Source organism: Endozoicomonas sp. G2_2, assembly GCF_017744135.1.
Classification (GTDB): Bacteria; Pseudomonadota; Gammaproteobacteria; order Nevskiales; family Salinisphaeraceae; genus Salinisphaera.
Genome location: NZ_JAGHQU010000013.1, coordinates 37,390 through 61,904, shown reverse-complemented (window position 1 = coordinate 61,904; position 24,515 = coordinate 37,390). Strand labels below are relative to the sequence as shown.

26 protein-coding genes and 1 tRNA gene are annotated in these 24,515 nt (G+C 66.7%); 8 read left to right on the top strand and 19 right to left on the bottom strand.

The window, feature by feature from the left end; genetic code table 11:
• Window positions 1-11: 11 nt before the first annotated feature.
• From J7355_RS14400 to J7355_RS14385, 5 genes are read right to left on the bottom strand one after another with little or no spacing between them, the layout of a single operon-like run.
• Window positions 12-161, bottom strand: a complete 150-nt coding sequence (locus tag J7355_RS14400; protein ID WP_209063880.1) for a 3-oxoacyl-[acyl-carrier-protein] synthase III C-terminal domain-containing protein — start codon at window positions 159-161, stop codon at window positions 12-14.
• A complete protein-coding gene (locus J7355_RS14395) occupies window positions 158-295 on the bottom strand; it encodes a hypothetical protein (RefSeq protein ID WP_209063878.1) in 138 nt (45 codons plus the stop codon). Before J7355_RS14395 ends, J7355_RS14400 begins: the two co-directional genes overlap by 4 nt.
• An 18-nt stretch (window positions 296-313) precedes the next feature.
• A complete protein-coding gene (locus J7355_RS14390; protein ID WP_209063876.1) occupies window positions 314-847 on the bottom strand; it encodes a hypothetical protein in 534 nt (177 codons plus the stop codon).
• Between the two features lie 36 nt (window positions 848-883).
• A complete protein-coding gene (locus J7355_RS17905) occupies window positions 884-1,009 on the bottom strand; it encodes a hypothetical protein (protein ID WP_280637625.1) in 126 nt (41 codons plus the stop codon).
• The gene (locus tag J7355_RS14385) at window positions 1,006-1,626 is read right to left on the bottom strand and encodes a TetR/AcrR family transcriptional regulator (protein ID WP_209063874.1); all 621 of its coding nucleotides are present in this window, start codon (window positions 1,624-1,626) and stop codon (window positions 1,006-1,008) included. Before J7355_RS14385 ends, J7355_RS17905 begins: the two co-directional genes overlap by 4 nt.
• A gap of 395 nt (window positions 1,627-2,021) precedes the next feature.
• Between J7355_RS14385 and J7355_RS14380 the strand changes: the two genes are divergently transcribed.
• A tRNA-Arg gene (locus J7355_RS14380) sits at window positions 2,022-2,098 on the top strand.
• Window positions 2,099-2,687: 589 nt separating this feature from the next.
• Here the strand turns inward: J7355_RS14380 and J7355_RS14375 are convergent.
• The 3 genes from J7355_RS14375 to J7355_RS14365 form a co-directional block, all read right to left on the bottom strand.
• Window positions 2,688-3,263: a DUF924 family protein gene (locus J7355_RS14375; RefSeq protein WP_209063872.1), complete on the bottom strand. Its 576-nt coding sequence runs from the start codon at window positions 3,261-3,263 to the stop codon at window positions 2,688-2,690.
• Window positions 3,256-3,864, bottom strand: coding sequence for a cation transporter (locus tag J7355_RS14370; RefSeq protein ID WP_209063870.1), 609 nt, complete (start codon window positions 3,862-3,864; stop codon window positions 3,256-3,258). The genes J7355_RS14375 and J7355_RS14370 overlap by 8 nt, the downstream gene beginning before the upstream one ends.
• A 112-nt stretch (window positions 3,865-3,976) precedes the next feature.
• Complete coding sequence (locus J7355_RS14365) at window positions 3,977-6,313, bottom strand: GNAT family N-acetyltransferase (RefSeq protein WP_209063868.1); 2,337 nt, start codon at window positions 6,311-6,313, stop codon at window positions 3,977-3,979.
• A 155-nt stretch (window positions 6,314-6,468) separates the two neighbouring features.
• On the opposite strand from J7355_RS14365, the gene J7355_RS14360 reads away from it, so the two are divergent.
• From J7355_RS14360 to J7355_RS14345, 4 genes are all read left to right on the top strand, one after another.
• Window positions 6,469-6,966: an MOSC domain-containing protein gene (locus J7355_RS14360; RefSeq protein ID WP_209063866.1), complete on the top strand. Its 498-nt coding sequence runs from the start codon at window positions 6,469-6,471 to the stop codon at window positions 6,964-6,966.
• A 170-nt stretch (window positions 6,967-7,136) separates the two neighbouring features.
• Window positions 7,137-7,919, top strand: coding sequence for an EAL domain-containing protein (locus J7355_RS14355; RefSeq protein WP_209063865.1), 783 nt, complete (start codon window positions 7,137-7,139; stop codon window positions 7,917-7,919).
• A 295-nt stretch (window positions 7,920-8,214) separates the two neighbouring features.
• The gene (locus J7355_RS14350; RefSeq protein ID WP_209063863.1) at window positions 8,215-9,138 is read left to right on the top strand and encodes a recombination-associated protein RdgC; all 924 of its coding nucleotides are present in this window, start codon (window positions 8,215-8,217) and stop codon (window positions 9,136-9,138) included.
• Between the two features lie 14 nt (window positions 9,139-9,152).
• Window positions 9,153-9,722 carry a gamma-glutamylcyclotransferase gene (locus tag J7355_RS14345; RefSeq protein ID WP_209063861.1) on the top strand — a complete coding sequence of 190 codons (570 nt, stop codon included), beginning with the start codon at window positions 9,153-9,155 and terminating at the stop codon, window positions 9,720-9,722.
• 8 nt (window positions 9,723-9,730) lie between these two features.
• Here J7355_RS14345 and lon read toward each other — a convergent pair whose 3' ends face one another.
• The 7 genes from lon to J7355_RS14310 all read right to left on the bottom strand — a co-directional run bounded on the left by lon (window position 9,731) and on the right by J7355_RS14310 (window position 15,861).
• Window positions 9,731-12,163, bottom strand: a complete 2,433-nt coding sequence (lon, locus tag J7355_RS14340; protein WP_209063859.1) for an endopeptidase La — start codon at window positions 12,161-12,163, stop codon at window positions 9,731-9,733.
• A gap of 71 nt (window positions 12,164-12,234) precedes the next feature.
• The gene (locus tag J7355_RS14335; RefSeq protein ID WP_209063858.1) at window positions 12,235-12,540 is read right to left on the bottom strand and encodes an NIPSNAP family protein; all 306 of its coding nucleotides are present in this window, start codon (window positions 12,538-12,540) and stop codon (window positions 12,235-12,237) included.
• A gap of 10 nt (window positions 12,541-12,550) precedes the next feature.
• On the bottom strand, window positions 12,551-12,928 hold the full coding sequence (locus J7355_RS14330; protein ID WP_209063855.1) for an Hsp20/alpha crystallin family protein: 378 nt from the start codon (window positions 12,926-12,928) through the stop codon (window positions 12,551-12,553).
• 106 nt (window positions 12,929-13,034) lie between these two features.
• Entirely contained in the window at window positions 13,035-13,754 is a 720-nt protein-coding gene (locus J7355_RS14325) for an LrgB family protein (RefSeq protein ID WP_209063853.1), read from the bottom strand.
• Window position 13,755: 1 nt separating this feature from the next.
• A complete protein-coding gene (locus tag J7355_RS14320; RefSeq protein ID WP_209063851.1) occupies window positions 13,756-14,100 on the bottom strand; it encodes a CidA/LrgA family protein in 345 nt (114 codons plus the stop codon).
• A 121-nt stretch (window positions 14,101-14,221) separates the two neighbouring features.
• On the bottom strand, window positions 14,222-15,313 hold the full coding sequence (locus tag J7355_RS14315; RefSeq protein WP_209063849.1) for a M42 family metallopeptidase: 1,092 nt from the start codon (window positions 15,311-15,313) through the stop codon (window positions 14,222-14,224).
• Window positions 15,314-15,471: 158 nt separating this feature from the next.
• Window positions 15,472-15,861 carry an MliC family protein gene (locus J7355_RS14310; protein WP_247740004.1) on the bottom strand — a complete coding sequence of 130 codons (390 nt, stop codon included), beginning with the start codon at window positions 15,859-15,861 and terminating at the stop codon, window positions 15,472-15,474.
• A gap of 131 nt (window positions 15,862-15,992) precedes the next feature.
• Here J7355_RS14310 and J7355_RS14305 point away from each other — a divergent pair, with 131 nt between their 5' ends.
• Complete coding sequence (locus J7355_RS14305; RefSeq protein ID WP_209063847.1) at window positions 15,993-18,077, top strand: AsmA family protein; 2,085 nt, start codon at window positions 15,993-15,995, stop codon at window positions 18,075-18,077.
• On the opposite strand, the gene J7355_RS14300 is transcribed toward J7355_RS14305, so the two are convergent.
• The 3 genes from J7355_RS14300 to J7355_RS14290 form a co-directional block, all read right to left on the bottom strand.
• Window positions 18,074-18,694: a flavin reductase family protein gene (locus J7355_RS14300; protein ID WP_209063845.1), complete on the bottom strand. Its 621-nt coding sequence runs from the start codon at window positions 18,692-18,694 to the stop codon at window positions 18,074-18,076. The two genes, J7355_RS14305 and J7355_RS14300, sit on opposite strands and share 4 nt — an antisense overlap.
• A 73-nt stretch (window positions 18,695-18,767) precedes the next feature.
• Window positions 18,768-19,982, bottom strand: a complete 1,215-nt coding sequence (gene lhgO / locus J7355_RS14295; protein ID WP_209063843.1) for an L-2-hydroxyglutarate oxidase — start codon at window positions 19,980-19,982, stop codon at window positions 18,768-18,770.
• A gap of 62 nt (window positions 19,983-20,044) precedes the next feature.
• Window positions 20,045-21,700 carry a Na+/H+ antiporter gene (locus tag J7355_RS14290; protein ID WP_209063841.1) on the bottom strand — a complete coding sequence of 552 codons (1,656 nt, stop codon included), beginning with the start codon at window positions 21,698-21,700 and terminating at the stop codon, window positions 20,045-20,047.
• 161 nt (window positions 21,701-21,861) lie between these two features.
• Here J7355_RS14290 and J7355_RS14285 point away from each other — a divergent pair, with 161 nt between their 5' ends.
• Together J7355_RS14285 and J7355_RS14280 are read left to right on the top strand one after the other, a co-directional pair.
• On the top strand, window positions 21,862-22,455 hold the full coding sequence (locus J7355_RS14285; RefSeq protein WP_209063840.1) for a DUF2946 family protein: 594 nt from the start codon (window positions 21,862-21,864) through the stop codon (window positions 22,453-22,455).
• Window positions 22,452-23,276, top strand: a complete 825-nt coding sequence (locus J7355_RS14280; protein WP_209063838.1) for a creatininase family protein — start codon at window positions 22,452-22,454, stop codon at window positions 23,274-23,276. Before J7355_RS14285 ends, J7355_RS14280 begins: the two co-directional genes overlap by 4 nt.
• 21 nt (window positions 23,277-23,297) lie before the next feature.
• Here J7355_RS14280 and J7355_RS14275 read toward each other — a convergent pair whose 3' ends face one another.
• Window positions 23,298-24,434: a GTP cyclohydrolase II gene (locus J7355_RS14275; RefSeq protein ID WP_209063836.1), complete on the bottom strand. Its 1,137-nt coding sequence runs from the start codon at window positions 24,432-24,434 to the stop codon at window positions 23,298-23,300.
• Window positions 24,435-24,515: the final 81 nt, after the last annotated feature.

Sequence of the window (24,515 nt, the reverse complement as noted above, 5' to 3'; positions counted from 1 at the left end):
AATCGCGGTGGTCAGCCTGCCATATTCGGCGTGGGCGCGTGCCAGCGCAGGCACAGTGCGTTCCAGACATAGCCGATGCCTGCCGCCACAAGCACAGCAAGGCCGCCATGCTGCAGCCGCCCCGCGTCACGCGCCAGCGTAAGACTGAGAATCGGGTTCACGGGGCCCATGTGGCCATAACGGTCGAGATAGATCGAGCGCGCGGCGGGCCGGGCAGCCCGATCCGGGCCAGCAGCGCGAGATAGGCGATATCCGCGTTGCGGGCGCCGGATCGGTCGACGGCCTTGTCGATCAAGTGCTGGAAGTTATGCGGCTATCGACACGCCAGACGTTGCTTCATGCCCGCCGGGTCGGGTACGCGCAGGCAACAATCGGCGCCAGGATAAGCGGTCGACGGCGCCTTGGTGCCGCCTACCGGCACCCGTACGTCATCGGCCAGGGCACCATCGGTGCGAATGGCGCTGCCGAGGATGGCGTGGACGGGCGTCTCCCGCTGGATTACCGCGGCGCCGGCGCCCGGTGCGAGGTTGTACATGAAGCGTACCGCCGGGTCTGAATAATCGATGAGATCGCCGTTTCGGTAGCCGCCGGCGATGAGCACGGTGTCGATTTGCGGATCGGCGGTAATCAGATCGCGCGCGAGCTTGAAGGCGAGTACCGCCGCACCGTATTTCTGGCCAAGGTCGAAAGCATAGGCGTTGGTCGCGCCCAGTTCATGCGCGAGCTTGGCGCGCGCGCTCCACACCGGATCGTCCTTGTGCTCCTCGGTGATGCAGATTGCGACATCGATGTGTTGTGGCGCGACGCCGGCCTCTTCGAGTGCTCGATGCGCGGCACGCACCGCCATCGCGGTGGGGTGATCTTGCGGCGCGGCGATGAGTTTTTAATGGACCCGGAGCTTGTCGCGAACCACGGCCGCGGGCAGGGCGCTCGCCCGGGCGATTTCAGCCGCGGTGATTCGGCCCTTGGGCACATGAACGCCCAGGCCGGTCACGCAGGCATGCGTCACGAACGGTTCGGCTCCGATACGGCGATGCCGTTGCGAATGAAGTCCATGACGGCGTCGAGTTCGGTATCGCCCAGGCCGTTCTTCGCCCACAGGCCGTAGCGCAGACCCAGAAAATGGCCGACGCCCATGAGAATCCACACCCAGACCTCGAGATTGCCGTCCCGGATTTCGTTCTTTTCGACCGACTTTTCGAGTGCGCTCATGTAGCCGCGGGCAAAGTCCATGTAGTAGCCGCGGTAGATCTCTTCGTCGACGAACAGCGATTCCTGGACCACCCGGTAGAGATTCTGCCGCTCGGAGACGAAGCGCATGAACGCCGCAATGCCTTCGCGCTCCGCGTCGAGCCGGGTCAGGCCGGTGGGTATGGAATGCGTAAGCATGCGGCGCAACTCGCGACCCATATGCCGTACCAGCTCGCCGAGTACGTCTTCCTTGTTCTGGAAGTAGAGATAGAAGGTACCCTGTGCGACCCCGGCGCCTCGCGTGATATCGCTGATCGAGGCACGAAAGAATCCCGAGCGCCCGAAGGCTTCCTCGGCGGCCGACAGTATCTTCTGGCGTGTCGCCTCGCCACGCGCGGTGATCGGCTTCAGGGAAGCGCCGTCGCTACTCGTCATGGCTAAGGTGACTAGTGAAACATGTTTCATATGAATGCTAGCTGGCCTCTACAAATACTGTCAACGATAAAGCGTCGCGGCGGGCGGGGTGGGGCCGATACGCGTTCCTCACGCAGCCGTAGCAGGCAAAGTCGGGGCGCAGCATCGGGTATCGCTGGCTTAATCGATCGATGGGTCCAGCCGATGCGCCGAACGGTGGGACGCGTGCCGGCAGCGGTCTCAGGCGGCCTCGATCGGCGCGGTCGACGCCGGACTGGTGACACGCGGCGTTGAGTTCCGCCACTGCCGGTTTCGTTGCCTGCCGCCGCAAGCGATAGCCCTGTCTCCCATTACTCGTCCGTCACGGGTCGAGATCGGCGTCGCGGTGCGTTAATCTAGCGCCGCGCAAGCGCAATGCCCCGGTAGCTCAGCAGGATAGAGCAGCCGCCTCCTAAGCGGCAGGTCGCAGGTTCGACTCCTGCTCGGGGCACCATGAATAAGAGCGGTCAACGACCGCTCTTATTCATGGTTCTGTATCCAGGGTCGAACCTGCGACAGACGAACGATGTTGGTTCGACGGATTCGCGTTGCGAATCCGAACCGCGGAGCGCAGCGACGCGGGCCCGAAGGGTGAGCGGCGCAGCCGCGAATACTCCTGCTCGGGGCGCTATGAATAAGAGCGGTCAACGACCGCTCTTATTCATGGTTCTGTATCGAGGGTCGAACCTGCGACAGACGAACGATGTTGGTTCGACGGATTCGCGTTGCGAATCCGAACCGCGGAGTAAGCGGCGCAGCCGCGAACTGGCTTGCTTGTAGCAACATCGCGCCAAGTCTCTTCACTGTGTGCGCTCTGCTGTTTCACGTGCGCGCGGCATCGAAAGAGGGCCACTCGATACTTGACGCGATCCGCGAAGTTCGTCCTGAACTCCAAAACGAATACGGGTTGTCGCAAAGAGCGCGCCTGATTCAGTTGATCTCAGCCCGAACACGCGGGGTTGGTATTGTCACCGACGGTGGACCACTCCTCGTGCACACGCCGTATCTCAAGAAAACGAGCCAGCGACGCCGGTTGGCTGTTTTCAGAACGACGAGCCGGGTTCGGCAAGGAAAGCCTTTTCATCCGGTGTGCTTTCGCGCCCGAGCAGGGCGTTGCGGTGTGGGTAGCGACCGAATCGCTCGATGATCCGGTAGTGCTGGCGTTCGGCATCGAGGTGCCCTTGCAAGCCCAGGCTTTCATACAGCGCGAGCGCTGTTTCGTGATCCGCGCGCGCCTCACTGTGCATGAGCGGCATATACAAGAACGCGCGCTGCTGGGGTGTAAGCGACTGGTCGTCGCCCGTGTCGATCGCATCGCGTGTGAGGGCGCGCGCGGCGGCATCGTTTTCGAACGCGCGGGCGCTGTCCCGATGGATATTGCGGGAGAACTGGTCGAGCACGAGTATTTCCGCGAGCCGTCCAGCTGCCGTTTCGCGCCATGCCCGAAGGCCTTTGGAACCGGCGACACGCAGCGTGGCCTCGAATCGGTCTGCGATCTTGCGATCAAGGGCGTCGGATTTACGAAACCAGTCGCCGGGGGTGAGTTCCTCGAACCAGAAACGCAACACCGCGTCGGGCGAAGCGATCGGCGCGGGGTCGGCGGCCGTGCTGTCAGCCATGCCCGTCGGCCAGCGGGGCGTTGTCGCGGCCGGCGGCGTGATACGCGGTACGGGCCTCGCCGAGCACGCCAATGGACGAGCGTAGGAACAGACCCGCAATCGCGGCGCCGATGAGCAGGTCCGGCCAGATGCTCTGTGTCCAGGCGACCAGCCCGGCGGCGAGAATCACGCCGCTGTTTGCCACGAGATCGTTACGCGAGCAGACCCAGACCGAACTCATGTTCACGTCATCCTCGCGGTGGCGGGTGAGCAGCGCCAGGCAGGCGATGTTGCCCACCAGCGCGAGCGCGCCGACGATCGCCATCAGCGACGCCTGGGGCGGCAGCCCGTAGATGAGCTTGAACACGAGCTGCACCGCGACCAGCACCCCGAAACCGAGCATGATGGCGCCCTTGAAGCCGGCCGAAAGGGCTTTCGCACGTGCGCCCTGCGAAATCACCGCGAGGCTCAGGGCATAGACCATGGTGTCGCCGAGCATATCCAGCGAGTCGGCGAGCAGTGCGGTCGAGCCTGCGATCCATCCGGCGGTGAACTCGCCGACGAACATGGCCGCGTTCAGAAACAGCACCATCCACAGCACGCGCTTCTGGCTTTCGCGCATGCGCGCTAAATGGGCGTCGTCTTCGCTGCAGCAGCCGGCCATCGGTTGGTTCCGGTAGGGGTGAATACCCCGATTATACGAGCCCGGGGCGTTCATGACGACCGCCGACAGCTCAGTCGTCGTCCCGCGCGTAGTTCGCGGCCGGAATCTCGACGCGTACGCTGCTGGCATCCTCCAGAGACAGCTTCACCTTGAACCCCAGGCTGCGCGCGAGTGCGAGCATTGGCTTATTCTGGGCGAGCACGTCGCCATACACGGTGTCGATCTCGCGCGCGCTGGCCTGGCGCAGCAGGCAGTCGAGCAGGTGGCGGCCGAGGCCGACGCCCGTGTGCGCACGGTGAACCAGGATCGCGAATTCGGCTTCCGCGCCGTCGGGGTCGCAGATCAGCGTGCCCATGCCGGCGAGCTGGTCGGGTGTGTCATAGCGGCTCACGACCAGCGACACCTCGCGGTCGTAATCCACCTGCGTGATGCGGGCCGCCATGTCGTGCGAGAAATGGCGGATGAAATTGAAGAACCGGAGCCGGATTTCGTCCGGGCTCAGGCTTTCCAGCAGGTCGAGCACGGCCGGCTCGTCCGACGGGCGAATGGCGCGCACGATGTAGCGGCTGTCGTTCTTCAGCGAAACGATATGCCGCATGCGCGCCGGGTAGGGCGACATGGCCAGGCGCTGACGCGCGGGCAGCGGGCTGCCGGTGATCTCGATCAGGCTGTCGGCCGGGGCCTGCAGTCGCCCCCGCGGGCCGGCGGCCACGCGGATGTCGAGCCCGGACAGCGGCGGCAGATCGACGATCATCTTGCCGATTCGCACGAGGGCCTGGGCGAGCGCTTCGAACGCGGCGCGCGTGCCGCGCAACCGGCCCGCGCTGGCACCCTCGAGCATGCGCCGTGCCAGCAAGGCGTCGAGGGGCGCGAACCCGTAGGCGGGTGCGATGCCGAGCGCTTCGTCGCGCACGCTCATCACCATGCCGAGTTCGTCGTGGCGGTACACACGAACGCGAACCTGCACCGCGGTTTCGGCCGGCGTTTCGCCGGCAATGCCGTAGGCCGTCAGCAGGTGCGCCGCCTCGTCGCTGGACAGCCATTCGACACCGTTGCTCGACAGCATGGCCAGCCGCTCGCGTAGCGCATCGACGTCCGCCGTCACGGTCGGGTCCGGTGGCGGGGTGGCGGTGAGCAGTTCGCGTGTGAAGTGATAGCGCGCCCGGTAGCGCACCGCGCGCACCGCCTCGTCCGCAGATGAAAAGGTCGCCAGACGCGCCTTTGCGCTGCTGCGACGTGCCGGTTGTGCGGTATGCAGGCCGAGCCAGACCGTCATCAGTCGACCGGCGAGTTCGGTGCCGGCAATCGCATCCACCATGGGTTCGTGCGGCTGGCCGGCGACAGGGCTGTGGATGAACAGTACGGCGTCGACATTGGCGTCGTCGGTAGCGCACGCCAGCGCTGCGAGACTTTGATCGATGTTCGAACGGCCCAGGTCCACCGCCACGCCCAGATCGCTCGCGTGCGGTGCGGCAGCGACGAGTGCGGCGCGGCTGTCGGTGGATAGCCGGGCCGGCTCGATGTCATGGCGGAACATGGCGTCGGTGCCGAGGGCGCAGGCCCCGGCGCCGTTGGCAAGCACGGCCACGCGGTTGCTGCCCACGGTGGGCAGCAGTTCCATGGCGGCCAGGCCGTCGAACAACCCGCCCATGTTCTCGCATTCCACCAGACCCGCGCGGGCGAAGGCCGCGGAACGGGCCGGATCCGGGCCCTTGGGGCCATCGTCCACCGCGCGTCGCGTCTGCAGCACGAGCACCGGTTTCACACGCGCGGCGGCACGCGCGGCCGACATGAACTTGCGCGGCGAGCGGATATGGCCCACCTGCAGGACCACGGCGCGCGTACGCGGGTCGAGTGCGGCGTAGTCGAGCAGGTCGGCGACGTCGATATCCGCCTCGGAGCCGCTGCAGGCCATCCAGGAAAAACCGATATTGCGCCCCAGGGCCCAGTCGAGTGCTGCCGCGGCGAGCGACTGCGACTGGGTGATCAGCGCCACCTTGCCGGGCCGCGGCGCGAGCGCGAGGGTGCTGAAATTGTGATCGGCGCGGGTCTGCACGATGCCCGCGGATCGTGACCCCAGAAGCCGCAGATTGTAGGGCTGGGCCGCGCGCAACACGTTGCCTGAAATTCGATTTTCCGAAGCCCAGAGCACGGCGCGACAGCCCATTGCGCCGAGCCGGTCGATCTGCGCCGGCGTGCCCCAGCGCGAATCCAGGATGACCGCCAGGGCGGGTTCGAAGTCGGCCAGCCTGTTGGCGCCGGCGCGCGAGACCACGTGTCGCCGACTGTCGGCCGCGAGGCTGGCTTCGATATTGCGCATGAGCTGGGACTGCGCATCGCCCTCGGGCTCACCGAAAAGCGCCACGCCCTTGGCGTGGAACAGCGCATCGATATTGCGAAGTGTCATGCGTCAGCGTGTGCGACGGCGAGCGCGCACGATGCAGAGCTGTCGGGCCATACATTCATCCAGGCCATCACAGCAGGGTTGCGGCTCGCGCTCAAGCGCAGCCCGGCCCGCCACCGGCCCACGCCAATGGCATCATCGTTCGGATGACACCATCGATGCGCGAAACGGGGCCCGGTACGGCAACACCGCGCCTCGAACGGATTCTGATCGCCGGTGAGCGCGGTGCGCCCATGCGCGCCGTCGCCCGGGCCGAGGCGGCGCGTGGGCAAGGCCTGGTCGGCGATCGCTACCACGCCGGGCGCGGCACGTTCTCGAAACGCGCGGCGGTGATGCCGGGTGCACGCGACGTGTCGCTGATCACCCGTGATGCCGTCGCGCTCTGCAGCCGCCGGTTGGGTGTGCCGGTGGAGGCGGCCTGGTTGCGCCGTAATCTGGTGGTGGATGGCCTCGACATCGCGGCGCTGCGCGGTCGCACGCTCGCGATCGGCGACGTGCGCCTGGAAATCGTGAGCAGTTGTCCGCCCTGCGGCTATCTGTCGCGCCTGCTGGGTCTGGATATGCGCACCGGGTTGCATCGTGTCGGCGGGATGCGGGCCGCCGTACGCACACCCGGTCTGCTCGTTGCGGGTGCACCGATCGCGATCGAGGCGTGACCGGGGCGTGGCACCCGCGCGATGCGGCACCGGCCGCAAGATCACGCCGGGCCGCAGGCGATACGTCGAAGCTGCTGGAAATTTTCCATATCGGGCTGTTTCATACAGAAGATCTGCCGATACTCACAACAATGCTTACCGGTTCACCGCGAAATCCACGGTTCTGATTCATGGCGAAATGCTTGCGCGACGAGGAGGGCGGCTGCCGCCGCTGCGACGGGGGGCTCGATTTCGACTTCACCATGGCCTTTCAACCCATCGTGGATGTGGCCGCCGGCGCGCCTTTCGCTTACGAAGCCCTCGTGCGCGGCGTCAATGGTGAAGGCGCGGGCGCGATCCTGAGCCAGGTGCAGCCGTGTTCGCTGTATCGCTTCGACCAGGCCTGTCGTATTCGTGCGCTGGAAATCGCCGACCGGCTGGGTTGCCCGTGCCCGGTGTCGATCAACTTTCTGCCGAATGCCGTCTACGAGCCGAGCGCCTGTATCGAAGCCACGCTGGCGGTCGCGCGCGAGCTCGGCTGGCCGGAATCGCGGATCATGTTCGAGGTGATGGAAACCGAGGAGGTGCGCGACCGTGCGCATCTGCAGAATATCGTCGAGTCCTACAACGCCATGGGGTTCTGGACGGCGATCGACGATTTCGGTGCCGGCTACGCCAATCTCGAGCTGCTGGCCGATCTGCAGCCGGACGTGGTCAAGATCGACCGTCATCTTGTCTGCGCCATTCACGAGTCGCCGCGCCGGCAGATCATCCTCGAGACGCTGGTTACGCTGGCCGCGCGTCTGAATATCCGTCTCGTCGCCGAAGGCGTGGAGACCGGCGAAGAGGCCGCCTGGCTTCTCTCCGCGGGCATCACGCTGCAACAGGGTTACTGGTTCGCCTATCCCGCGATCGAGACGTTGCCGATCGTGGACGAGGCGCGCATCGAGGCGGCCCGCAGGCGCTCGGCCTGACGCCGGCGAAACAGCGACACCCGCGTCGTCGCCTCGGCGCGGCCCGATATTCAGCCATGCAAGGCGTGTCGCATGTCAGGCCGCACAATGGCTCGCCGGCTGCCCGCGTCGAGCGCGCGCACGGCGCGTTTTGGTGGCAACGGGGCGCGGCGATCGATATGGCCGGATGTCTTGTTGAGCCCGGACGCGGCGTTGGGTATGGTCGCGCCACTCTCGCCGCCCGCCGGGTGCCGCTGCGCGCGGCCCTGGCGCCGGCACGGCGGATTTCCTGAACGATAGAAATGGATGACCCGGCATGTGGCTAAAGAATCTGTGCGTGTTTCTCGGAACCGAGCGCTTCGGCTGGACGGCCGCCGAACTCGAACAGCGCCTTGCGGACGCGCTGTGCCCGGAATGCGGCACGCAGAGCCAGAGCACGGAAGGCTTCGTGCCGCCGCTCAAGGCCGATACCGCGATGGTCCATGTGGTCGATAACCTCGCCGTGTGCATGCATCAGGAGATCGTGCGCATGCTCCCGGCCGCGGTGCTGGCCGAAGAGGTCGAGGAGCGCGTCGAGCAGATCGAGACGAAGGAGGGCCGCAAGGTCAGCCGGCGCGAGAAGGCCGACATCAAGGATGAAGCCCATTTCGAGCTGCTGCCGCGGGCGTTCACGCGTTCGCGCCGTACCGTCGTGGTCATGGATCTACGCGATCACCGCGTATGGGTCGACAGCGCGGCGGAAAAGCGCGCGGAGCAGGTGGTCGCCGCGCTGCGCACCGCGCTGGGGACGCTGCCCGTGACACGGCCCGACGCCGGCACACCGCCCGCGCAGGAGATGAGCACCTGGCTGGCCGAGCCGGCGCGCCTGCCCAACGGCTTCGAGTGCGGCGACCGCTGCGTGCTCGAATCCGACGACGACACCAAGTCCAGCGTGCGGGTGACGGCCATGGATCTGCAGCGCGACGAAGTGCGTGCCCACCTGGGCGCCGGCATGCAGGTCGTGCGGCTTAACCTCGCGGTGGACGACGCGCTGGAATTCGATCTGGCCGACAATCTCGATCTCAAGCGCCTGCGGCCGCTGGATCTGGTCCAGGACGATCTGGACGCGGTGGACGCCGAGGACGCGGTGGCCGAACTGCAGGCGCGTATCAGCCTGCAGGGGCAGGTACTGCGCGGGCTGCTCGACCGGATCTACACCCATTTCGGCGTGGCCGGCGAGGTCGACGCCCGCGCGGCCTGATCGAAGGCACGGCGGTGTCGTTCAACACCATCGAGGCGAACCGGCGCGATGGCCGGTTCGCCGATCGCGAGCAGCTCTGGCTGTTCGGCTACGGATCGCTGATCTACAAGGCCGGCTTCGACTATATCGAGCGTCGGCCGGCGACGATCCGCGGCTGGCAGCGGCGTTTCTGGCAGGGCTCGCATGACCATCGCGGCACGCCCGAGGCGCCGGGGCGTGTGGCGACGCTGGTTGAGGCGCCCGGCGAAGTCTGCACCGGCATGGCCTATCGCATCACGCCGGCGGTTTTCGGTCATCTCGATCATCGCGAGAAGAACGGTTATCTGCGCTTCGCCACCGAAATGACCTTTGCCGACGGCGGCCACGAGGAAGGGCTGGTCTATATCGCCACGCCCGAGAACGAGGCATTTCTGGGCGATGCGCCGGCCGACGCCATCGCCCGGCAAATCGCGGTATCGCAGGGGCCGAGCGGCCCGAACCGCGACTATCTGCTCGATCTGGCCGATGCCCTGCGCGAACTTGGCGCCAACGATGCGCACGTGTTCGACCTCGAGGCGCGCCTGCGCGCGCTGGAGGGTGGCTGACGGCGCCGCTATGCGGTCGTGGCGGCGTCCTGCAGGGCGATCTCGATCGCTTGGTCGACGTGGGACACGTAGCGAATATCGAGCGCGCCGCGCACGTTCTCGGGAATGTCGTCCTCGTCCTTGCGGTTGCGTTCGGGCAGCAACACCGTGTGAATGCCGGCTTGGTGGGCGGCCAGCGTCTTCTCCTTTACACCGCCGATCGGCAGCACTTGGCCGCGCAGGCTGATCTCGCCGGTCATCGCGACATCCGCGCGTACCTTGCGGTCGGTGAGCAGGGAGGCGAGCGCGGTATAGAGCGCCACGCCGGCACTCGGGCCGTCCTTCTTGATCGCGCCGGCGGGCACATGGATATGGATATCGGAGGTGTCCAGGCGCTCTTGCTCGATAGCCAGTTCGCCGGCACGTGCCTTGACCAGGCTGAGCGCGGCCTGGGCGGATTCCTTCATCACGTCGCCGAGCTGGCCGGTGATGGTCAGCCGGCCCGAACCGGGTGCGCGTGAGGCCTCCACGAACAGGATATCGCCGCCGGCCGGCGTCCAGGCCAGGCCGGTGGATACACCGGCGATACTCGTGCGCAGCGCGATCTCGTTGTCGACGCGCTTCGGGCCGAGGATGTCGGCCAGATCGTCGGGGCCGATCGTGCCCGGGCCGGGCTTGCCTTCGGCCACCTGCACCGCCGCATGACGCACGATGGCGCCGATCTCGCGATCCAGGTTGCGCAGGCCGGCCTCGCGGGTGTAATTGCTGATCAGCGCGTTGAGCGCCTCGTCGCCGATATTGCACTGATCGGTGGTGAGCCCGGCCTGTTCGAGCTGACGCCCGACCAGATAACGGCGTGCGATCTGCTGTTTCTCCTCGCGCGTATAGCCGGGCACCTCGATGACTTCCATGCGGTCGCGCAGCGGCCCGGGAATGGCGTCGAGCACATTGGCGGTAGCGATAAACATCACCTTCGACAGGTCGAAAGGCACGCCCAGGTAGTGGTCGTTGAAGGTGTCGTTCTGCGATGGATCGAGCACCTCGAGCAGCGCCGAAGCCGGGTCGCCATGGGCCGAGGCGCCGAGCTTGTCCATCTCGTCGAGCATGAATACCGGGTTGCGGGTGCCGGCCTTGCGCAGATGGCTGATGACGCTGCCCGGCATGGCGCCCACATAGGTGCGCCGATGGCCGCGGATCTCGGATTCATCGTGCACGCCGCCAAGCGATGCCCGCACGAACTCGCGGTTCATGGCCCGCGCGATCGAGCGGCCCAGTGACGTCTTGCCCACGCCGGGCGGGCCGACGAAGCACAGGATCGGCGCCTTGCCCTCGGGGTTGAGCTTGTGCACGGCGAGATGCTCGAGGATGCGGCGCTTGATCTTGTCGAGGCCGTAGTGGTCCTCGTCGAGAATCTCGCGCGAGGCCTGGATGTCGATCCGGTCTTCGGACAGCTTCGCCCAGGGCAGCTCGGCCATGAGTTCGAGGTAGGTGCGCACCATCGAGTACTCGGCCGACGCGTCGGACATGCGCTCGAGCCGGCGCAGTTCGCGATCGGTCTGCTCGGCAGCTTCCTCGGGCAGCTTGGCCTCGTCCAGCTGTTCGCGCAGGCGCTGGACTTCCTCGGCGGTGGATTCGTCCTCGCCCAGTTCGCGCTGGATAGAGCGCATCTGCTCGCGCAGCATGGCCTTGCGCTGGTGCTCGCCCATGCGCTGCTGGGTCTGCTGGTTGATATCGCGCGACAGGCGCATGACTTCCAGCCGGTAGTCGAGGAACGACTGCACGCGGTCGAGCCGCGGCTCCAGCTCCACGGCCTCGAGAATCTGCTGTTTTTCCTTGGCCTTTAGGCCAAGGTAGCCGGCCACGGCGTCGGCGAGCAGCGCGGCCGAGGTGATCGAGCGGATCGCGTGCGCGAGTTCGCGCGAGGGCTGGTCCATCAGTTCGATCGCTTCCAGCGCGCTGTTGCGCAGGTTGTCCATGCGCGCATCGACATGCTTGTCGCCCTCGGGCGCGGGCTCCTCGATCCAGATCACCTTGGCGCTCAGGCGGCCTTCTTCATCCTTGAAGAACTCGCGCACGCGAAAGCGCGAGATGCCCTGACAGACCAGGTGATGGTTGCCGTCGGAGCCGGTGACATAGCGCATGATGTTGGCCCCGGTGCCGACACGATGCAGGCGTGATTCGGGGCTTTCGTCGTTGTCGTCGCCGTTGTCGTCCGGCGTGGCGAGCAGCAGCCCCACGGGCTGTTCGTTGCGCATGGCGTGTTGGGCGCCCGCCATCGGGCCCGGCCGATCGAGCACGACCGGCATCACCAGTTCCGGAAACAGCACGGTCTCGCGCATCGGCAGAATCTGGATCACCTCCGGTTTGGGGGCGCTGCCGCTATGAACGAGCGTATGGCTGATCTCGTCCTTGTGGTTGTCCTGATGCGTCGTATCGGTGTTCTGCGTGGTTTCGTCGTTCATGAGCTTGAGAAATTGGCCCGGGCCGCCTGCCTCACGGATGGGACTTGCGGCGAAAAATAATGTGGAAGCGATCAGGCGAAGACCGGCCGCATGAAACTGCGCTCGTAGGACACGATGCAGCCAGTCTCATCGGCGTAGCGGAAGGCGGCCATGCAGTCGTCGTCGGTCGCGGCCTGCTCGCGGTAGCGTTCGTAGGCCGCGAGCGAGTCGAAACTGAATAGCGCGTAGGCAATGTCGCTGGCGCCTTCATGCGGCAGGAAGTAGCCGTGATGACGCCCGCTGAAACGTTCAACCATCGGGATCCACGGTTTTGCGTCGTGCTCGAATTCGGCGGTTCGCGCCGGATCGATCACGTAATGCAGGTAGCAGGTGATCATGGTGCCGGCCTCAGCGCTTGCGCAGCGTGAGGTACAGACAGCCATCGCGCAGCTCATGGCCGGCAATGGCCAGGCGCGGATGCGCCAGCGTGACCCGGCGCTGAAACCGCCCGTGGGGAATTTCCAGTCGGTGCAGCGCCGCGCGCGCGTCCGGTGCCGGTACCCGGCGCTCGCCGGCCACGATCAGCGTATCGTCGCGCACTTCGAGCTCGGTCAGCGCATCGGCCGGCACTCCGGGCAGGGCGACGGTGACATAGATCGCGTCACGGGTTTCGAAGACATCGACCGGCGGTTCCCACTGGCGTCGGGCACGGCTGCCGGCCGGCCGGAAGAACTGGCGCTGGATCCGGTCGGCGCGGTCGAGCCGGCGGATTGCCTCGCCCCACATGAAATTTTCCAGATCGCGTCCTGACATGTCGGGTGTACAACGATTTTCCCTAACCCGAGCATGGGTATACCGCTGTCCGGAAACAAGCGCCGGGCAGCTGGCGGCGCTACAAACCGAACAGCCACACCAGAAGCGGCACGAGCAGGGCTGTCAGTGCGCCGTTGAGCCCCATCCCCAGGCCGGAGTAGGCGCCGGCACGTTCGCTGTGCTCGAACGCGCGTGCGGTGCCGATGCCGTGGGCGGCCACGCCCATCGCGAAGCCCTTGGCCACCGGATCCCGCAGACCCAGCAGGCGCAGCAGAGGAATGCCGATCACCGCACCGGTGATACCGGTGAGGATGACGAGCACGGCGGTGAGCGACGGCAGGCCGCCGATCTGTTCGGTCACGCCCATAGCGATCGGCGTGGTCACCGACTTGGGCAGCATCGACAGCAGCGTCTGCGAATCCAGCCCCAGCAACCAGCCGAGCGCCATCGCGCTGGCCACCGCGGTGAGCGACCCCGCGCTGAGCGCGATCGCGATCGGTCGCCAGTAGCGACGCAGTTCGCGTGCCTGGCCGGCCAGCGGCACGGCGAGCGCCACGGTCGCGGGTCCGAGCAGGAAATGGATGAACTGGGCGCCGTCGAAATAGTCCTCGTAGGGTGTACCGGTGGCCGCGAGAATTACCACCAGCGCGACGACGCTCACGAGTACGGGATTGAGCAGCGGGAACTCACCCAAGCGCCGATAGAGCTGCTGGGCGAGCCAGAACACGCAAAGGGTGAGCGCCAGCCACAGCAGCGGCGTTTCCTCGATGTAGACCCAGACCTGTGCGAGGCGATTCATGTCACTCGCCCCGTCCGGTGGTGAGCGCACGCAGGGAGAAGGCGGTCACGACCATGGCCAGGGCGGTACTCGCGACCAGGGTGACGGTAATCGCGACCCATTCGTCGGTCACGCGCGACAGATGGCTGATGATGCCGACGCCGGCCGGCACGAACAGCAGTGCGAGATAGTTGAGCAGGCCGCGGCTGGTGTCGTTGAACACCCGCGGGGCCGAGCCGCGCGCGAGCAGGGCGGCAAACAGCAGGAGCATGCCGAGTACCGGCCCGGGTAACGGCAGGCCGGTCAGGCGCACCACGATTTCGCCCGCGAGCTGAAACAGCAGCAGGGCGGCCAGACTTCCGATCATGAGACTCTCCGACAGCAGCATGAAGACGGGGCCGCACGCCGAACCGTCGGCCCCGTCGATATCTGCTGTCGATGCTAGCCCATTTGCCCGGCCGGTTCGGCTCGAGCCGGCATGGCGCCGATCAGTCGAAGTAGCTGAACGTCTCGCCGGCTTCGATGCTCGTCACGGACTGGTGAATCAGGCGGATGACGTTCTCGACGTCTTCGCGATGCACCATCTCGACCGTGGTGTGCATGTAGCGCAGCGCCAGCGCGACCAGCGCCGAGGGCACGCCCTGGTTGCTGTAGGCAAAGGCGTCGGTATCGGTACCGGTGGCCGGCGCACTGACCAGCCGCTGGAACGGAATCTCGTGTTTTTCGGCGGTGGCGATCAGGTGTTCGCGCACGCGGTTCTGCACGGCCGGCGCATAGGTGATGACCGGGCCGGCGCCGATCTTGGCGGTGCCGGTCTTCTTCTGCTCGATCATCGGTGTGGTGGTGTCGTGGGTGACGTCGGTGCAGATGGCCACATCGGGTTTGATGCGCTCGGCGATCATGCCCGCGCCCTTGAGGCCCACTTCCTCCTGTACCGAGTTGACCACGTACAGCCCGAAGTTCGGCCGCTTGCCCGATTCGTGGATCAGACGTGCAACCTCCGCGACCATGAAACCGCCCATGCGGTTGTCGATGGCGCGGCAGACGAACTTGTCGTCGTTGAGCACGAAAAACTCGTCGGGATAGGTGATCACGCAGCCCACGTGCACGCCCATCTCCTCGACTTCTTCTTTCGAGCTCGCGCCGACGTCGACGAAGATGTTGTCCTTCTTCGGCGCCTGTTCCTTCATCGGATCACGCAGGTGGATCGCCGGCCAGCCGAACACGCCCGGCACGATGCCGCTCTTGGTATGGATGTTGACCCGCTTGGAGGTCGCGATCTGATGATCGGACCCGCCGTTGCGCAGCACGTAGATCAGACCGTTGTCCGTGATGTGGTTCACATACCAGGAAATCTCGTCGGCATGCCCTTCGATGACGACCTTGTAGTCGGCGTCCGGGTTGATGACGCCGACCGCCGAGCCGTAGGCATCGGTGATGAACTCGTCGACATAGGGGCGCAGATAGTCCATCCAGAGTTTCTGGCCCGGTTGCTCGTAACCGGTCGGCGACGCGTTGTTCAGGTAGCGCTCGAGAAAATCCAGCGAATCGTCGGTCAGGATGGACTTGTTCTTGGCCATGCGATGTATTCCTTGAACGGCGCCAGGCGCCGGCTAGTCAGATGAGCGAAAGCCTGAAACTCGGGTCGGCACGGCCGGGCTTCAAGGCCGGCAGGCACCGGGCGTCAACGCGCGGTGCGCAAACTAAGCCACGAATCGTCGATCGCGGGGCCGGCGTCTCAGGCGTTGTCGCGCGCCTCGATTTCCTCGCAGCGCTCGATCGCGCCGCCGTCGTCCGCGCGTTCGGACAGCACTGCGGTCGCGCCCGCGCCGGTTCCCTTGGTCCACCACTGCAGGCCGTCGTCGACATAGCGCACGCCGCTTGCCGCGCGGGCAACCCGCATCTGACGGGTCTGGCCGCGATAGCGCACCAGCGCGATGGCATCGGTCGGATAGGTCGCGCGGATCATCGCGCCGCTTTCGCAGCGGTACGTCAGCAGCGTGACCGTCGGTTCATCGGTCTGTGTGTCGGCGGGCCGCGTGGCGTGGTCGCCGGCGCAACCGGAAACGAACAGGCCTAAGGCGAGCAGCGCCGCCGTGGCCGCCGGGGGGCGCATGGATGCAGGCATGGTCGCTACCGTCGTCGAATCACGCCGTTAGCGTCGCATATCGCGCGTCTCGTGACAGCCGTTCACATCGGATCGGTGTTTCGCGCCATACTCGTGCCTGCGAGGGGTCGCGTGAAGCAACGGAGTGTGTCGTGAAACGCGCACCAAAAATCGGAATCGGTATCGCCGGCGTTCTGGTCGGTCTCGTCGTCCTGCTCGTCGTGTTCGTGCTCTTGTTCGACTGGAACAGCATCAAGCCGACGATCAACGAACAAGTGTCGTCGGCCATCAACCGGCCGTTCGAGATTCGCGGCGATCTCGGCCTCGACTGGGCGCGCCCCGAAGACGCCGAAGGTCTGGCCGCCTGGGTGCCCTGGCCGCATGTGCATGCTGAAGATATTCGCCTGGGCAACCCGGCGGGCTTCGATGCCGACACCATGGCCCGCGTCGGCCGTGTCGATGTCTGGCTCGCGCCGCTTGGGCTATTGGCCGGGCGCGTTTCCATTCCGCGCATCTCGGCCAACGGGGCCGATGCCACGCTGATCCGCCAGGCGGACGGCCGGGACAACTGGACCTTCGACCTGGGCAACGACGAGCAGGCGGACGAACCGGACTCGGCCGAAGGCTCGGGCTGGACGGTCAGCGTCGACGAGATTGCCTTCGACAAGGGCCAGGTTCGCTATCGGGATGCCACGCTCGACGCGGATTTCACGCTCGTGGTCGATCCGCTGGGCAAACCGGTGCCGTTCGCGCAGATCAGCGGCGACGACAGCGCGGTTGCAGCGGACGCCGCGTCGATACGCGATTACGTCTTCGGCTGGACGATCGACGGCAGCTACCGCGGCGAGCCGTTGTCGGGCAACGGCCGGATCGGCGGTGTGCTGGCGCTCAAGAGCGAGACCACGCCGTTTCCGCTCCAGGCCGACGTGCGCTCGGGCAACACCCGCGTGCAGCTCGCCGGCACGATAAGCCAGCCGCTGAGTTTCGGCGGCGCGGATCTCGACGTGTCCTTCTCGGGAGAAAGCCTGGATGCGCTGCGCCGCCTTACCGGCGTGACCCTGCCGCCCACACCGGCGTATTCGACGCGCGGGCATCTGGTCGCCGATCTCGATCACGAGAACGGGTCCACCTTCGCGTACCGGGAATTACAGGGCCGGATCGGCGACAGCGATATCGCCGGCAGTCTATCGTTCGACCAGACCGGTGAACGGCCCAGCCTCAGCGGTGAACTGCTGTCCGAACAGCTGCGCTTTGCCGACCTGGCGCCGTTGATCGGTGCGGACTCGAACGCGCAGAAGGCCGAACGCGGCGAACAGAGCCGTCAGCCCGCCGACAAGGCACTCCCGGTCGAGCAGTTCGACACCGAAAGCTGGGCGATGATGGATGCGGACGTGAAGTTCACCGCCCGGCGCATCGAACACGGCGAATCGCTGCCGCTGACCGATCTGTATACGCATCTGGTGCTCGATGCCGGCGAGATTCTGCTCGATCCGCTGCGCTTCGGCGTGGCCGGCGGCGAACTCAACACCACGGTACGCCTGGAGGGGAACAAGTCGCCCCTGGCGGCACGCGCGGATCTGCACGCGCGGCGGCTGCAGCTCGACGAGATCGTGCCGGAAGTCGAGGCGCTGGAGGGTAGTCTCGGCCAGATCAACGGCGACGCATCGCTGGCGGGCAACGGCAATTCGGTCGCGGCGCTGCTCGGCGGCGCGAACGGCCGGCTGACGGTACTCATCGACCGCGGTGCGATCAGCCGCAACCTCATGGAACTGGCCGGGCTGAATGTCGGCAACTGGGTGGTCGGCAAACTGTTCGGTGACGAACAGGTCCGGATCAACTGCGCGGCCGCGGACATTCCGATCCAGGACGGGCTGGCCACGCCGAACGTGTTCGTCTTCGATACCGAGAACGCCATCATCAACATCACCGGCGATATCGATTTCGGCCCCGAAACGCTGGATCTGACCATCACCCCGAAGAGCAAGGGCCCACGCCTGTTCACGCTGCGCTCGCCGCTGTATGTGCGGGGCACCTTTGCAGACCCGTCGCCGGGCGTGAAGGCCGGGCCGCTGCTCGCCCGGGGCGCGGCCGCGGTTGCGCTGGGCGCGGTGGCCACGCCGGCCGCGGCCCTGTTGGCGCTGGTATCGCCGACCTCGGGCGAAAGCGGCCAGTGCCAGCCGGTGCTGGAGCAGATTCAGGCCGCGGATGCCGGCGAGGCGCCCGACAGCGACAACTAGCCCGGGCGGTGCATGCGAAAGAGGTTGTTCGCCGAAATCGCGAAATAATCGGCCGGGCCGCCCGCACGCATGATCGGCTCCCCGGCGGCGGTGTCATACACACCGTCCACCAGCAGGTGTCGCGCGATATGCACGCCCACCACTTCGCCGAGCACCAGCCAGGTGTCGGTCTCGCTGCCGTCGGCGCCGGTCAGCCGCAGCAGCTGGCTGAGCCGGCATTCGAAGGAAACCGGCGTCTCGGCCACACGCGGTACGTCGATCACGCGTGACGGTTCGGGCGTGAGCCCGGCGAGTTCGAATTCGTCGACATCGGGGTCGACGGCTTCGCAGCTCGCGTTCATCTGTTCGGCGAGCGGCTTGCTGGCGAGGTTCCAGGCGAATTCGCCCGTGGCTTCGATGTTCGCCACGCTGTCCTTGTAGCCGACGCTGGCAAAACCCACGATCGGCGGCGTGTAGTTGAAGGCGTTGAAGAAGCTGTATGGCGCGAGATTGCGCGTGCCCTCTCGGCCAAGCGATGAAATCCAGCCGATCGGGCGTGGGGCCACGATCGCATTGAAGGGATTGTGCGCCAGGCCGTGGCCGTTGCGCGGTTCGTAGAAATGCACGTGGTCGCTCATGTGGCTCCTGGAGTCGCCGCGGCGGGCGAGCGGTGAAAGTCGGGCCCAATCCTAGCGCGGATATTGCTGTCCCTCAGGCCTGGACGATCTCGTGCCTGGCCTGGCGCTCGACCAGCCGATCGACAATATGGCCGGCGATCGGCAGCGCCGAAGTGGCCGCCGGCGAGGGCGCATTGCAGACATGCAGACTGCGCGGCGTGTCGATGAAACGGAAATCGCCGATCAGCGTGCCGTCGCGGGCCACGGCCTGGGCGCGCACACCGGCCGGATGGGGTTCTAGGTCGGCCAGCGTGAGTTCGGGGCAGTAGCGGCGTACCTGTTCGAGATAGCCGCGCCTGGACAGCGCGTTCTTCAATTCGACCAGGCCGGGTCGCACATGGCGGCCGAGCATGCGGCGCACGCCGGGAAAAGCCAGCATTTCGCCCAGATCGCAGGCATTGAAATCACGCTTGCGATAACCCTCGCGCGCGGTGGCTAGCACCGCGTTCGGGCCGACCGTGATCGAGCCGTCGATCATCGGCGTGAGATGCACACCCAGAAACGGCATGGTCGGGTCGGGCACCGGGTAGATCAGGTGACGCACGATGTCGCGGCGATGCGCTGCAAGCCGGTAGTACTCGCCGCGAAACGGGCAGATGATGAAGTCGGGCTCGATATCGAGCATGCGCACCAGGCGATCCGCCATCAGCCCGGCGCAGGCCACGAGCTTGCGTGCATGAAAGCTGCCGTCCGTGGTCTCGACGACGACCTCGCTGGCGTATTCCGCCAGACCGGTAACCGCGCAGCCGCGACGAATGGTGCCGCCCGCGGCCTCGACCTCGACGGCGAGTGCTGCGCAGACGGCGCGGTAGTCCACGATGCCGCTGCTCGGCACGAAAACGCCCGCAACACCGCGTACCGCCGGCTCGCGCTCGGCGAGCGCGTCGCGGTCCAGCCATTGCCGTTCGATGCCGTTCTCTCCGATGCGCTCGAACAGACGCGCCAGGCCGGGGCGCTCCCCGTGATCGGTGGCCACCAGCAGCTTGCCGCGAATATCGAACGGGATATCGTGCGCGGCACAGAATTCGCGTGTTGCCGCATTGCCCGCGGTGCAGAAACGCGCCTTCATTGATCCCGGCGCATAGTAGACGCCGGCGTGGATCACGCCCGAATTGTGGCCCGTCTGATGGGCGGCGAGTTCGGCCTCTTTCTCGACCATGAGCACGCGCTCAGCCGGCCGTCGGCGCAGCAGTTCGCGGGCCGTTGCGAGGCCCACGATGCCGCCGCCGATGATGATCGTGTCGTACATGCGTTGCGCTGTCTGGCGAAAATTCCAGCGCCCGACTGTAGACGACTCGGCGGCGATTCGTGTCAGCGACGGGCTGTCGGGCCGATCAGCGCCGCTTCGAGCAGGTCGATATCGGCCAGCACGCGGCGCAGCGTTTCGTCGTTGATCTGCAGGGCGTTGCGCAGGCGATAGATTTCTTCTCGTTCGGCGCGCAGTGCGGTCAGGCGCAGTTGTTTTTCGATCTCGAAGGCGCGGCGCACGCGGGCACTGTCGTCGCTGGCATTGTCCGGGTCGAGGCGCGGTTGGTAAACCGACAGCACGCGCGCGCAGGCATCGGCATAGAGCCGTGCGTCGCTGCTCTCGCGGGAATCGGCGTGCGTGCGTTCATGGGCCTCGAGCGCGCGGATGGCCGCCTGGGCCGCGGTCGCGCGGGCGTCGCGCTCCTCGCGTTCCATGGGGTCGTCTTCGGGATCGCGCCCCGCGCGAAGCAACGCGGGCAGGCCGATGCTCGCGATCACGAGCGACGCGAGGATCACGCCGGCCGCAACGAAGACCAGCACCCCGCGGGCAGGAAACGGGCTGCCGTCGGCCAGCGTCAACGGCAGCGATAGCGCGGCCGCGAGCGTGATCGCGCCGCGTACGCCGGCCAGCGTGCTGATGGCGATCACGCGTGTGCTCAGGCGCGGGGCCGGCTCACCGCGCCAGCGCGCCTGCAACCGCATGCCCCAGAGCATGAGCCATATCCAGATATATCGCGTGGCCAGCAGCACGAGGGTGATGGCAATCACGAACCAGCCCAGATGCCACAGCTCGCCGCCGGCGATGTCGGCGACGCTGGCGGTCGCGCGCGCGACGATGTGCGGCATCTGGAGGCCGAGCAGCACGAACACCATGCCGTTGAACACGAACTCCAGCATCGACCAGAGATTGTTGGCCTGCATGCGTGTGGTCAGCTCGCCCTTGAGGGTGTTCAGCCCGTTGAGCGTCATGCCCGCCGCGACCGCCGAGAGAATGCCCGATACGCCGAGCGCATCGGCGAGCAGATAGGCGGCATAGGGAATGAGCATCAGAAGCGCGACATGGCTGGCCGGGTCGTCGGCGCGCCAGTGCGTCAAATAGCCACGCAGGCCGCTGAACAGCCAGCCGAGGGCGATGCCCACTAGCAGTCCGCCGGACGCGATGAGGATGAAGCTCATCGTGGCCGGGCCGAGGGCGAAACTGCCGGTCAGCGCGGCCGCGATCGCAAACCGTAGTGCCACCAGTGCCGAGGCATCGTTCATCAGCGCTTCGCCCTGGAGGATATGCATGAGCCGGCGTGGAATCGCCGTGCGGCCCGAGACCGACGAGACCGCGAGGGCGTCCGTCGGCGAAAGCACGGCGCCCAGCGCGAAGCCGACGGACAGCGGCACGCCCGGAATGATCCAGTGCACGAAATAGCCGACGCATACCACCGTGAACAGCACCAATCCCAGCGCCAGCGCGACGATCGGCGCGCCCAGACGGCGGAATTCGCGGCGTGGCATGCGCCAGCCGTCCGCGAACAGAAGCGGCGGAATGAACAGCAGGAAGAACAGATCCGGGTCCAGAGACACGTGCAGGCCGAAACCCGGTAGCGCCAGGGCGGACCCGATCGCGATCTGGACCATCGGTTTCGGCGCGGCGAGCGGCAACAGGCCGATGAGCACGCCGGACAGGGCGACAGCGAACAGCAGAACGAGGCTGGTGAACACGATGTCCATGATGGAACCGGGATCCGCAGTTACCGGGCGCGAGCGCGCGTTGAAGACACACCATCCGCCATGCACAAGCCGTGCAAAGCTGCGGCGCGGCATCGGCACGCGCAAGAAAGCGCGTGTTGCCGCTATCATCGGGGCGAGTTTCTATCCCGGCGATCTTTCAGATGGATGAATGGGTACAACGCGCACTTGCGCGATGGCCGAACGTGCCCGCGCTGTTCGGCTGGCTCGGTCTCGACCGGCGTGGTCACTGGCTGATCCAGGGCGAACGCATCAGCCATCCGCGTATCGTCGATACCATCGCGCGCAATTACGCCGCGGACAGGCATGGCCGCTGGTTCTTCCAGAACGGCCCGCAGCGCGGCTATATCGCGATCGAATTCACGCCGCTGGTCGTGCGCGTGGAGGCCGACGACACGCTGATTGCGCACACCGGGCAGCCCATTCGCGAGGCGAGCGCGCTGTATCTCGACGAGCAGGGCGCCGGCGTGCTCGACACCCCGCACGGTGCGGCCGGTATCGACGGCGCCGCGCTCGCCTGGGTGCTGGAACGCCTGCAGGTCGGCGGCGCGCCGGTCGACGACGATGCCAGCCTGGCAGACGCGCTGGCACAGCCGGACGGCGCGCAAACCGCGCTCACGCTCGCGGCCTTCGATACGGTGCTGCCCGTGATGCGCTGCGACAGCGCCTCGCTCGAGGCGCGGCTGGGCTTCGAGCGCGATCCCCAGCCGCGGGACGACGATCCGGGCTCGGCATGACAGGGCGCGACGACGAGCGGCGTGACGACGTGTCCGCCTGGGCCGATCTGACCGGCCCGGAACTGGCGGCGCTGGCCGCGGCGGATCCGGTCGCGATCCTGCCGGTCGCCGCGATCGAACAGCATGGCCCGCATCTGCCGCTATCCACGGACGTGGACATCGGCCACGGGCTGATCGATGCGGCACTCGCCGGCGGCGCGCCGAGGCCGCGGCCGGTACTGCGCCTGCCCGGGCTGGCGATCGGCTCGAGCATGGAGCACGCGGACTTCGCGGGCACGCTGAGCCTGTCGCCCGAGCAGGCGATCGCACAGATCGAAGCGATCGGCGCGGCCGTTGCGCGCGCGGGAATCCGGCGCCTGCTGCTGTTCAACAGCCATGGCGGCAACAAGGCCGTGCTCGACATGGCGGCGCTCAAGCTGCGGGCCGCGCACGGCCTGCTGGTGATCAAGGCCAACTATTTCCGTTTCGCGCCGCCCGCGGATTCGCTTTCGGCGCGCGAGCTGGCGCATGGCCTGCACGGCGGCGCGCTCGAAACGTCGCTGATGCTGCACTTCGCGCCCGAAAAGATACGCCGGGACAAGCTCGCGACGTTCGAGCCGCTCGGCCAGCGCCGCGCGGATGACGGCGCCACGCTGCTGCCCGAGGGCGATGCCGCGTTCGCCTGGCTGGCGCAGGATCTACACCCGGCCGGTGTGGCCGGCGATGCCCGCGAGGCCAGTGCCGCTCACGGCGCGACGCTGTGCGCGCATTTCGCCGCGCGCCTGCGGGTGATCATCGATGAAACGCTGGCGTTCGATCTGGACACGCTCGGCGCGCGCTGATCGAAACCGGGCCGGCGCCCGTCAATTATCGGTGGCGGGCACGTCGTCGGGCGCGGTCCCGAGGACGTGGTCGAGCCAGTGGCCGGCCTTGGCCGCCTTCGCGGTGAGATAACGCCGGTTCTGTGCCGTCAGACGCCCGTAGACGCCGCTGCGCTGCACGACCGTGACGCCGCCGCGGCTCATGGCGTCGATCTTGTTGGGGTTGTTCGTCAGCAGCTCGATACGCCGGATCTCGAGTTGCGAGAGCATTTCCAGGGCGACGTTGTAGTTGCGTTCGTCGTCGCCGAAGCCGAGCACGTGGTCGGCGTCGACCGTATCGAGGCCTTCGTCCTGCAGGCTGTAGGCGCGCAGCTTGTTGGCGAGGCCGATGCCGCGTCCTTCCTGGGCCAGGTAGAGGAGTACACCGCCGCCGGTTTCGGCGATTCGGGCCACGCTGGAGCGCAGCTGTTCGCCACAGTCGCAGCGCAGGCTGCCGAACAGGTCGCCGGTGAGACAGGCCGAGTGCAGCCGTACCGGCACCGCGTCGGCCCATTCCTCGGGCTCGCCGATCACGATGGCCACATGCTCGCGCATGCCGTCCGCCTCGCGAAAGAGCACGAAGCGCGACTGTTCGGAGCCGGCCAGGGGCACGTCGGCCGCGCTGATCCGGCGCAGGAAACGGGGTGCGTTCTGTTCGTAATTCGCGATCGAGCGGGTATCGAGCGCGAGCAGACTGCCGTCCGCGATGCGTGCTTCGACGGTCGCCATGCGCTCGGGCGCGACCGGTACCGTGATCGCGGCCGGTATGAGCAGCCCGCGGCGCATGAGGGTAAGGGCGGCGGCATCGTTGTCCGTGATCTCGCGCGTATCGCGTGCAGGCGCGGCGGACGGCTGTCGGGCACAGGCCCATTCGATCACCGAGGCGGCGCTGTCCGCGGTGGTGAGCGGCAGACAGGCCGCTTCGTCGTCGACCTCGATGCCGAGCAGTGCCAGGCGGTGGCGGGTCAGGGCCAGCGCACAATCGTTGCCGGCGTGTTCGGCCAGACGGGCGAGGGCGTCGTCGTTCATCCCTTCGAGGGGGGCGACCAGTGTCGCTCGCGCGCTGTCGTCCCGGGCGTCGCGGACGAGGACCGGCAGGCCGCGCCGTAAATCGAAGATCGAACGTTCCACCTGTCGCATGCTTACTCTCGGTATGGACCAGTTGCTTTCAAATCAAGCGCCAACGCGTCTATACGTCGGTGCGGGCCTGCGTCGGTTCGC